The organism is Mesorhizobium sp. M2A.F.Ca.ET.067.02.1.1, assembly GCF_004023285.1.
Classification (GTDB): domain Bacteria; phylum Pseudomonadota; class Alphaproteobacteria; order Rhizobiales; family Rhizobiaceae; genus Mesorhizobium.
This window is the reverse complement of record NZ_RZSB01000186.1, coordinates 1-8,879: the sequence shown is the minus strand read 5'-3', so window position 1 is coordinate 8,879 and position 8,879 is coordinate 1. Positions and strand designations below refer to the sequence as shown.

General features: G+C 65.1%; 11 protein-coding genes and 2 pseudogenes. 5 read left to right on the top strand and 8 right to left on the bottom strand.

The features are described 5' to 3' along the window. Together EOA28_RS15115 and EOA28_RS15110 are read right to left on the bottom strand one after the other, a co-directional pair. Nucleotides 1-207 (bottom strand): annotated as a pseudogene (locus EOA28_RS15115) (ABC transporter substrate-binding protein); the annotation flags it as partial. 202 nt (nt 208-409) lie between these two features. Continuing rightward, nucleotides 410-1,099: an SDR family NAD(P)-dependent oxidoreductase gene (locus EOA28_RS15110; protein WP_127252988.1), complete on the bottom strand. Its 690-nt coding sequence runs from the start codon at nt 1,097-1,099 to the stop codon at nt 410-412. 190 nt (nt 1,100-1,289) lie between these two features. Between EOA28_RS15110 and EOA28_RS15105 the strand changes: the two genes are divergently transcribed. Then, nucleotides 1,290-2,405, top strand: a complete 1,116-nt coding sequence (locus tag EOA28_RS15105; protein ID WP_127386204.1) for an anhydro-N-acetylmuramic acid kinase — start codon at nt 1,290-1,292, stop codon at nt 2,403-2,405. A 58-nt stretch (nt 2,406-2,463) separates the two neighbouring features. Here the strand turns inward: EOA28_RS15105 and EOA28_RS15100 are convergent, their stop codons facing one another. Then, entirely contained in the window at nt 2,464-2,886 is a 423-nt protein-coding gene (locus tag EOA28_RS15100) for a GNAT family N-acetyltransferase (protein WP_127249269.1), read from the bottom strand. A gap of 58 nt (nt 2,887-2,944) precedes the next feature. Then, complete coding sequence (locus tag EOA28_RS15095; RefSeq protein WP_128315012.1) at nt 2,945-4,129, bottom strand: MFS transporter; 1,185 nt, start codon at nt 4,127-4,129, stop codon at nt 2,945-2,947. Nucleotides 4,130-4,177: 48 nt separating this feature from the next. Here EOA28_RS15095 and EOA28_RS15090 point away from each other — a divergent pair, with 48 nt between their 5' ends. Next, nucleotides 4,178-4,717 carry an Lrp/AsnC family transcriptional regulator gene (locus EOA28_RS15090; RefSeq protein WP_126078718.1) on the top strand — a complete coding sequence of 180 codons (540 nt, stop codon included), beginning with the start codon at nt 4,178-4,180 and terminating at the stop codon, nt 4,715-4,717. Here EOA28_RS15090 and EOA28_RS15085 read toward each other — a convergent pair. Continuing rightward, nucleotides 4,714-5,217 (bottom strand): hypothetical protein, encoded by a 504-nt coding sequence (locus tag EOA28_RS15085; RefSeq protein WP_127249271.1) that lies wholly within the window; start codon nt 5,215-5,217, stop codon nt 4,714-4,716. The two genes, EOA28_RS15090 and EOA28_RS15085, sit on opposite strands and share 4 nt — an antisense overlap. A gap of 9 nt (nt 5,218-5,226) precedes the next feature. Next, complete coding sequence (locus EOA28_RS15080) at nt 5,227-6,057, bottom strand: class I SAM-dependent methyltransferase (RefSeq protein ID WP_127249272.1); 831 nt, start codon at nt 6,055-6,057, stop codon at nt 5,227-5,229. 85 nt (nt 6,058-6,142) lie between these two features. On the opposite strand from EOA28_RS15080, the gene EOA28_RS15075 reads away from it, so the two are divergent. After that, a complete protein-coding gene (locus EOA28_RS15075) occupies nt 6,143-7,096 on the top strand; it encodes a LysR family transcriptional regulator (RefSeq protein WP_127249273.1) in 954 nt (317 codons plus the stop codon). A 90-nt stretch (nt 7,097-7,186) separates the two neighbouring features. Continuing rightward, nucleotides 7,187-7,306, top strand: a pseudogene (locus tag EOA28_RS40200) (GlxA family transcriptional regulator); the annotation flags it as partial. 15 nt (nt 7,307-7,321) lie between these two features. Here the strand turns inward: EOA28_RS40200 and EOA28_RS15065 are convergent. Both EOA28_RS15065 and EOA28_RS15060 read right to left on the bottom strand, forming a co-directional pair. Further along, on the bottom strand, nt 7,322-7,624 hold the full coding sequence (locus EOA28_RS15065; protein WP_245463210.1) for a hypothetical protein: 303 nt from the start codon (nt 7,622-7,624) through the stop codon (nt 7,322-7,324). A 97-nt stretch (nt 7,625-7,721) separates the two neighbouring features. Continuing rightward, nucleotides 7,722-8,573: a helix-turn-helix transcriptional regulator gene (locus EOA28_RS15060; protein ID WP_127249274.1), complete on the bottom strand. Its 852-nt coding sequence runs from the start codon at nt 8,571-8,573 to the stop codon at nt 7,722-7,724. Nucleotides 8,574-8,671: 98 nt separating this feature from the next. On the opposite strand from EOA28_RS15060, the gene EOA28_RS15055 reads away from it, so the two are divergent. Beyond that, nucleotides 8,672-8,879, top strand: a 208-nt coding sequence (locus tag EOA28_RS15055; protein WP_128315011.1) for an NAD-dependent epimerase/dehydratase family protein, incomplete at its 3' end; no start/stop codon positions are given.

The window sequence follows — 8,879 nt, the reverse complement described above, 5'->3', positions numbered from 1 at the left end:
GTCCATGTCGATACCCTTGTCGCCTGAGCCGTCGGCCGGAAAGAAAGGATCGGAGGCGAAAGCCGGCATGGCGATGCGCAGCTTGTTGTCGCTCACGATGGGTTTTGGAGCGTCTTGCGCCTTGGCCGGCGTGGCCATGGCTTGCGCCTGCGCGACCAGCAGCCCTCCGCCTCCGGCTGCAAACAGCGTGCGACGTGTAAGCGGCATGCCCATTCTCAATTCGCGCAGGAGAGCCGGACAACAGATCTGACCAATCCGCAGTATGCACGCCGAAGTTAAGTAAAGGTATCTTTTATTTTTCCCCTTTTTACATTGCAGATCGCTAAAATGGCATCATCAAATATGCAGATCTTCTAAAATAGCGCAGCCCGCGGCGGGGCGCGTTGTTGAAGAGTCCTGTAGTGGGTCGTCAGAACGTCTCGACCCAAGGTCTCAGCTCGACCTCGAAGCTCCAGGCGCTGCGATGCTGGCGATGGATCGCAAGGTAGGTCTCGGCGATCGCGTCGGGCGAGAGGCGGCGGTCCGGGCGGTCGGGCTCTGGCGCCTGTCCGGCCGGCTCGATCTGGCCGTCGATGATGAAATGCGCAACATGAATGTTCTTCGGGGAAAGCTCGCGCGCCATCGATTGCGCCAGCCCGCGCAGGCCGAATTTCGGCATGGCGAAGCCGGCCGAGCCGGAAAAGCCCTTGAGGCTCGCCGTGGCGCCGGTGAACAGGATCGACCCCGAGCCGCGCGCCAAGAGCCGGTGCGCCGCCTGCTGGCCGACCAGGAAGCCGCCATAAGCGCCGACAAGCAAAGCTTGCTTGACCGCCTCGGGATCGAGGTCGGCGATCGGCCCGCGTGTGCGGCCGCTGGCGTTGAAGACCGCGATCTCGAGCGGGCCTGCCTTGTCGGCCGTCTCGAACAGCCGCTCGACGGAGGCCGCGTCCGACACATCGGTTTCGACGGCCAGCGCGCCGGTTTCCTTCGCCAGCGTCGCCAATTTGTCGACATTGCGCGCGGCAAGGACGACGCGGAAGCCCTCCCTGGCGAGAAGCCGCGCCAGCGAGGCGCTGAGCCCGGAGCCGGCGCCCGCGATCACTGCGATATTGGCTGCCATGGCATTTTCTCCTTGAGACAGGTCGGCAACGGTCGTGCAGGCTCGCGCCTTCGGCGGCAAGAGGCAAGAACGTGGTTGCTCGATTTTCGCCATTTGGCGCAAAAGGCCGCCGGCAAGGGCGAGCCGAAAGACTTGCCTGCCGCGCCGATCCGTCCGACACGTGGTTGGACGACGATTAGGGAACAAGACCATGGAACCAATCTGGGCCGTCGGGCTGATGACCGGCACGGTGCTCGACGGCAACATCGACGTGGCGCTGATCAAGACGGATGGTGAGCGCATCGCCGACACCGGCACATACACGCTGGCCCCTTACCCGCAATCAATCCGCGCCTTGCTCGAAGAGACGCTGCGCCAAGCCCGCGCCTGGAATTTCGAGGGAGCGGAGCCGGCGATTTTTCGCGAGGCAGAGGAGGCGCTGACGCGGGCGCAGTCGGCGGCGGTCAAGGATCTGGTCGAGAGCCAGGGCATGCGCATGGCCGAGATCGGCGTCGTCGGCTTCCACGGCCAGACGGTGCTGCATCGCGCGCCGCAGCCGGGGCGGATCGGTCGCACGCGCCAGCTCGGCGATGGCGAGCTGATGGCTTCGCTGCTCGGCACCAAGGTGGCCTATGACTTCCGCTCGGCGGATGTCGCGGCGGGCGGGCAAGGCGCGCCTCTTGCGGCCGCCTATCATGCAGCGCTGCTCAAGGAAGCCGATCCGAGCGGCAACACCGCCGTGCTCAATCTCGGCGGGGTCGGCAACATCACCTGGTGGGACGGCAAGGACAATATCGTCGCCTTCGACACCGGGCCGGCCAATGCGCCGGTCAATGATTTCATCAAGGCGAAGCGCCTCGGCGAGATGGACCGCGACGGCAGGCTGGCGGCTGCCGGCAGGGTCGATGAGGAACGGCTCGCCAGGCTCTTGCAGCATCCCTACCTGACGAAGCCCTACCCGAAATCGCTCGACCGCTTCGACTTCACCGCGGCGATGGCCGAGGGGCTGAACGCCGAGGACGGCGCGGCGACGCTGACGGCCTTCACTGTGTCGGCCGTGGGCAAGGCGCTCGACCTGTTGCCGCGCCGGCCGAAGCGGCTGGCGGTCAGCGGCGGCGGCCGCCATAACCGGACGATGATGGCGATGCTCGAAAGCCGCGCCGGGGTCGAAGTGGTGCAGGCCGAGACGCTTGGCTGGCAGGGCGACGCGGTGGAAGCGGAGTGCTTCGCTTTCCTCGCCGTACGCGTGCTGCGCGGCCTTCCGATCAGCTTTCCGAGCACCACCGGCGCGCCAGAGCCGATGCGCGGCGGAAAGCTCGCGGGGTAGTCTTTAGTTTTTGCGCAATTCCGGACGGAGAACCGCTCCACAATTCCCTGGAATTGCTCTAAGGCAGCTTCTTCTGCAGGAAGACGCGGCGGCGGCCGATCGGGAAATCCGGCAATTCGCCGAACGGCTGGTAGCCCTGACGCCGATAGACCTTTTCGGCAATTGGATTGAACGTGTCGATCCAGGCGCCATGGCACCCGCGCGCGACAGCTTCCTGTTCGGCGGCGTCGAGCATGCCGGCGGCAACGCCTTTTCCGCGCAGCCTTTCGTCTACCCACAGCCACTGCACGTAAAGCCAGCCCCAGGCGGTGTAGCCGGATATGCCGGCAACGACGGCGTCATGCTCGTCGAGCACGAAGACAACGAGAGGCTTCCGGCCTGAGGGCCCGACGTCATCATCATTGAAAGCGGTGAGACTTTCGCCCAGGAAAGCAAGGTCCCGCGGCAGGGGCTCGGCGGTGATCTCGAGCGTCGTCTTCATCGGCTGCGACTCCGGTTCGCAAGCCAGCCTTAGCGAAGGTGTGAACGCAGATGCAAGCCTATTGCCGGGTGGACGACCGCCATGCCGCCGCGCCCGCCGTCACCAGCATCAATCCAGCGGCGACCAGGGCGCAGTTGGCGAAGCCGAGGCTCGTGTAGAGCGGGCCGAAGCCTGCCGTGCCGACGGTGACGGCGAGATAGGTGACCGCGCTGTTCAGGCCCATAATGGTGCCGCGCCGCGACGGGTCGAGCGCGGTGAGGCGCATGACCAGCACGTTCAGCCCGAAATGGTTGGCCAAGCCCCAGACGGCGATCGTCGCGATCAACGGGCCGAAGGCGGTGCTGGCCAGCGCGATCGCGACATAGACGGCGGCGACCAGCAGATAGGCGAAGGGCATGACGCGGCGCGCCCCGAGCCGATCGATGACGCCATCCAGCAAGGCGGCCGCGCCGAAGCCCAGGCCATAGGCGACCGCCGCCAGGCCATTGGCGCTTACCGGCTCGCCGAGGGCTTCATGGAGATGATCGCCAAGATAGCCATAGACGCCATAGAAGGCGGTCATGAAGGCGCCGCAGGCAATGAGCAGCGGCAGAATGCCGGGAACAGCGAGCGCGCCGAGCGGCGACGGCGCGGGACCGCTTTTCCTGGTGTCGTGCAGAGAGCTCATCGCCAGGCCGGCAACAGCTGCTGCCGCCAGCAACGCCACCGCCGCGAAGACGGCCCGCCAATGGATGAGATCGGCGAGCACCGCGGACAGCGAGACGCCGGCGACCATCGAGAGCGTCCAGCCGGTCAGCACGACACCGATGGTGCCGCTCTCGCGGCCGGGCGGCGCGATCGCGGCCGAACTGGCGTAGATCGCCGGCATGGCGATGCCGGAGGCAATGCCGGCGACGAGCTGGGCCGCCACCAACGTCGTCACCCTCGGCGCCAACGCGCTGGCGACCAGCGCCAGGGCCAGCAACAACAACGCACCCTGCAACATGCGGCGCGCGCCGATGCGGTCGATGTAGCGGGCAAGGAAGAGCGCGCTGGCCGATGTGCCGAGGCCGAAGGCGGCGGCAGCCGTCATCACCGCCGGCACGCTGGCGCCGAACGACGCCGCGACGGCAGGCGCGATCGGTCCCAGAACCAGCGAATTAGAACCGATGACGGCGATGCAGCCGGTCAGCAGATAGGCGGCGGCCGGAATCGGCGCGCGCGGCGCCGCGGTTATAAAAGCTGATTGATTGCTGTTCGACATATCATCATAATGGCCGAATTAAATTCCGCATCAAAGGAGAATTTCCATATGGACGCAGAAACAGATGACATTCAGCGGAACAAGCAACCGGCCCGCGAGATCGACCCGATCGACCGAAAGATATTAGGCGTTCTCGTCGAGGACGCGACCATCAGCTACGCCGATCTGGGCGAGCGCGTCGGCCTGTCGCCGCCGGCGGCGCATGAGCGGGTCAAGCGGCTGAAGCGCAGCGGCGCCATCCGCGCCACCTCGGCGATCATCGATCCAAGGGCGGTGAAGAAGCCGCTGCTCGCCTTCGTGCATATCGACACAAGGGGCTGGGGCAAGACGCCGGAGCTGATGGCGGTCTCCAAATATCCGGAGGTCGAGGAGATCCATACGGTTGCCGGCGACACCTGCATGCTGCTCAAGGTGCGCACAGAGGACACGCGGGCGCTCGAAGGCCTGCTCGCCCGTCTCTACGACACGCCCGGCGTCACCTCGACGCGCAGCTACGTCGTGCTGTCGACCTATCTCGAGCGCCCGGTGCAGCCCGAAATCACGGGCGAATGGCCTGCGCCCAAGCATATGGCAAATCCCATGTATTAGGCCGTTGCCGGCTGATGGCGCCTCGAACGCGCCAGCAGATAGAAGGCCGCGACATGCGTGATCATCAGCAGCGGCACGTAGATGACCGGGATCACGTAGGTCGCGCCCAACTGGCCGGCATGGCCGGGAAGGTCGAGCATGACGCCATGATAGTAATCGCCGACAAGGTCGATCACGCCCACGACATTGAAGGCGACGACGAGCAGCCAGAAGATCGCGGGCCGCTTCGCCGCGAGCAACGCCAGCATGGCGAGCAGGCCGGTGGCGAAGTCGCCATAGGCTGCGAAGCTTGCGAAACCAGGAGCAAGGTCGGGGCCGACAACGCCCGGGATGAGGAAGACGAGCCCGAAGAAGCGGAAGCTGTGCAGAGTGGCGATGGCGCGCTGCGCTTCTACCGGTTCCATCGATCTCAGCCAGGGCCAGATGTAGGCGGCGAAGCAAAGCAGCCATGGCACGTAGCCGAGCCCAAGTTGGATGTTCAGGATCATCGCCGGTGACATCCGCACCTCCTATAAAGCCTTGGTGGGAAAGGCTTTGAACACTGCTGTCAGAATGCCCAGCCGCCCTTCCATGAGATTGCGCCCGAGATTGCTGGTGAGTTCGGCGAAACCCTGCCCCATGACGACTCCGAGATTGAGCGACGGCGGACCGGAGGCGCGGAGTTCGGCGAACCAGGCCTTGGCTATGGCCGTGTCGTCGCGGCGGACCAGCGTGCCGAAGCCGGCGGCTTCAACCGCCTCGCAAGTCGCTTCGGCGGTCAGCAGGAAGCTTTCGCCCGGCGTCTTCGCCCACGGCACCGGATAAAGAGGATCGCCGCCATTCAGCACGACGTCGAAGGTGGCGAATTTTCCGCCGGGTTTCAGCACGCGCCTGATCTCGCGGTAGAGCAGCGGCCGATCGGCGATGTTCATCGCCACGTGCTGCAACAGTGCGGCGTCGAAGCGGCCGTCCTCGAAGGGCAGCGCCAGCGCGCTGCCGGTCTCGAACGACACGCTGCCGTCCTGCCCGGTCCGCGCGGTCAGATAGCGCGCGGCCTCGACGAAGGGCTCGCTGAGATCGACGCCGGTCACCTTGCAGCCAAAGGTCGCCTCCAGGAAGCGAGCTGGCCCGCCAACGCCCGACCCGACGTCGAGCACCGACATGTCGGCGCTGATGACCGCCAGATTAGCGAGCTCGGCCGTCGCGGCGAGCCCGCGGGTGTGGAACTGGTCTAGCGTCGCCAGTTGTTCAGGCCGCAGCCGCTGTTCCTCAGACCCCGACACCGCCAGCGCGGTCTTCAATCGATCGGTCAGGCCGGTCGCACGGTAGTGATCGCGCACGCGATCAAGTTCGTCGGTCATTGCCACTTCCCTTCAGGGCTTCCAAGCCATGCAAGAGATACGACCGCTTTCGGCCAACGACTATCCGCGATAATGTCGATGGGTCATGAAGCAGAACTTCACAGTCAGGCATGGCGCGCTCGACGGCGTCGAGGCCTTCTTGAGTGTCGCGAAACACCGCAATTTCCGCAAGGCGGCGGCCGAGCTTGCCGTCACCCCGTCAGCGACCAGCCAGGCGATACGCACGCTGGAGGCGCGCATCGGGGCCGCGCTCTTCATCCGCACGACGCGCAGCGTGGGTCTCACCGAAGCCGGCGAACGCTTTTTCGCGCGCGCCCGGCCGGCCTTCGAGGAGTTGATCGCCGCGAGCGAGATCGCCCGCGGGATGGGCGAGCGGCCGGCCGGGCTGTTGCGCCTTTCAGTGCCGCCGGCCGTGGTGCCGGTGCTGCTGGAGCCGGTGATCGCCTCCTTCTGCCAGGCCTATCCCGAGATCGAGCTGGAGATCGTCGCCAGCGGCGAGCTGGCCGATCTCGCCGCCGAAGGCTTCGATGCCGGCATCCGCATAGGCGATCTGATCGCGCCCGACATGGTCGCGGTGCGGCTGACGCCGTCCTTCCCGATGGTAGTGGTCGGCAGTCCCGACTATCTGCGCCGGCGCGCAGCGCCGGAGCGTATCGAGGATTTGCGTGACCATGCCTGCCTGCGCCTGCGTCGCTCGAACGGTTCGGTCGCGCCCTGGTCCTTGGTCGACGGCAACAAGGCTGTCGAGGCGATCGTCTCCGGACCGCTGATCGCGCATGACTATCCGTCGTTGCTCGGCGCGGCGATCCAGGGTGTGGGGCTGGCGCAGGTGCCGAGCCCAATCGCCGAAGCGCCGATCGCCGACGGGCGCCTGCAGGCGCTGCTCGGCCGCTTCGCAGTGACCACACCGGGCGTTTTTCTCTATTACCCGGAACGGCACCAGGTGCTGCCGAAGCTGCGCGCTTTCATCGACCATATCAGGCAGCCGGGCGGCGCAGAGGCTTCCGCGAAGCGATCGGGCAGACAGCGGCAAAGCTGACGCTTAAATCCGACGGTTTACTGGGCCGGCTGTGTCCGAGATATTTGAGCTGCATGCATGGTTGGAAGCGGCGCGCAGGCTGTGGACGCGCCACTCGACCGCATCGCCGGGGAAACCGGCTTCGGCGATCTCGGCCGCATGCGTCGCGCTTTCATGAGGAGCTTAGGTCAGCCACCGCAGGCGCTCAGGCGCGCGGCGGTCCGAAGGTGACCGCCTCGAAAACCCTTATGCTAGCATTCTGCGGATCTCATTGCGTTTTTCTTCGGACAGACCCGATAGCAAATTCTCGTCCAGATATCCTTTCCGGATGAGAATTGCGAAAACCATCGTCAGCTGCGAATAGCGATAGTCGAACGTCCGGTCCAAATCTCGACGTTGCTCCTTCAGATAGCCCTCGACCTCCCACATTTCGGAGGCCGTGGTCGCAGCGTTCGCCCGTCTTTTGAATTCGGCCATGATGCTGGCCAGTGCCCTCTCAAGAGCCTTGTCATAGGCAGCACGGGCAACTTTCTTTCGGAAGGCGACCAACTGGGCTCATTCAAGGTCATAGACATCTTCCACGAAGGAGTCGGACGGCGGATATTACCCTAACCGGATTGCCTTTGTGCCTGTTTCATGGTGGCTATCACTTTGCGGCGCGAGACGCGATCAGCGATTGAATGCGTTCCGCATCCGCCTGCGTCGCGGGATTGTAGACGATCATGCCGAGCTCCGGACGACCGTCAACCGCAAAGACCGAGAACTCCAACTCGATCCGTCCGATCTCGGGATGCCGCAGGCGCTTCACGCCTTCGCCATATGCCGGGACGACATCATTGTCGCGCCAGAGCGCGGCGAATTCGGGGCTGATCCGGCAAAGCTCCTCGACGAGCTGGGTGATTTCCGCGCCCGCTCCGGCCCTGGTGGCATCCGCTCTGAAAGATCCAACCACGAAACGCGCGACGCTCTGCCAATCGTCCTGCTTGTCGCGCACGCGCGGGTTGCCGAACATCAGGCGCAGGATGTTGCGCTGCTCGCGCGGCAGCTTGGAATAGTCGGTCAGCATCGCCGCGGCGGCGCGATTCCAGGCCACCACATCCCATGTCGCGGTCTTGATGATTGCCGGGCTGGGGTCCAAGGCATCGAGGACGCGCTGCAGGCGCGGCGTGACGCTGTCGACGTTTTTGTAACGAACTTCCGGCGGCCGCCCGAGACCCAGCATGAACAGGTGCTCGCGTTCGGGCTCGGTCAACATCAGCCCGGTGGCGATGCGGTTCAGCACATCGGCGGACGGCGCGCCGCCCCGCCCCTGCTCCAGCCAGGTGTACCAGGTCGGGGAGATATTGGCGCGCTGCGCCACCTCTTCTCGCCGCAGCCCCGGTGTGCGCCGGCGACCCGTGGCGAAGCCGAAGGCCGCCGGATCGAGACGCATGCGGCGATCACGAAGAAAGGCGCCCAGCTTGTTGGTCGTCTCCTTGTTGGCGGTCGCTAGGGGCATTGCCATCCTGTTGGCTTTTATACCATGATAAAGTCACTACTTTAACAGAATGAGTTATAGCGCAAATAAGGCCTCCGAACAACCACAGGAGACCTCCCATGCGTGTATTCCTTACCGGCGCGACCGGTTTCATCGGTTCCAGAATCGTGCCTGAGCTTCTCGCCGCCGGCCATCAGGTGCTTGGCCTGACCCGCTCCGAGGCCGGCGCGCGGTCGCTTATCGCCGCCGGCGCCGAGCCCCATCGCGGCGACCTCGAAGACCTCGACAGCCTGCGCGACGGCGCGGCGAAGTCTGACGCGGTGATCC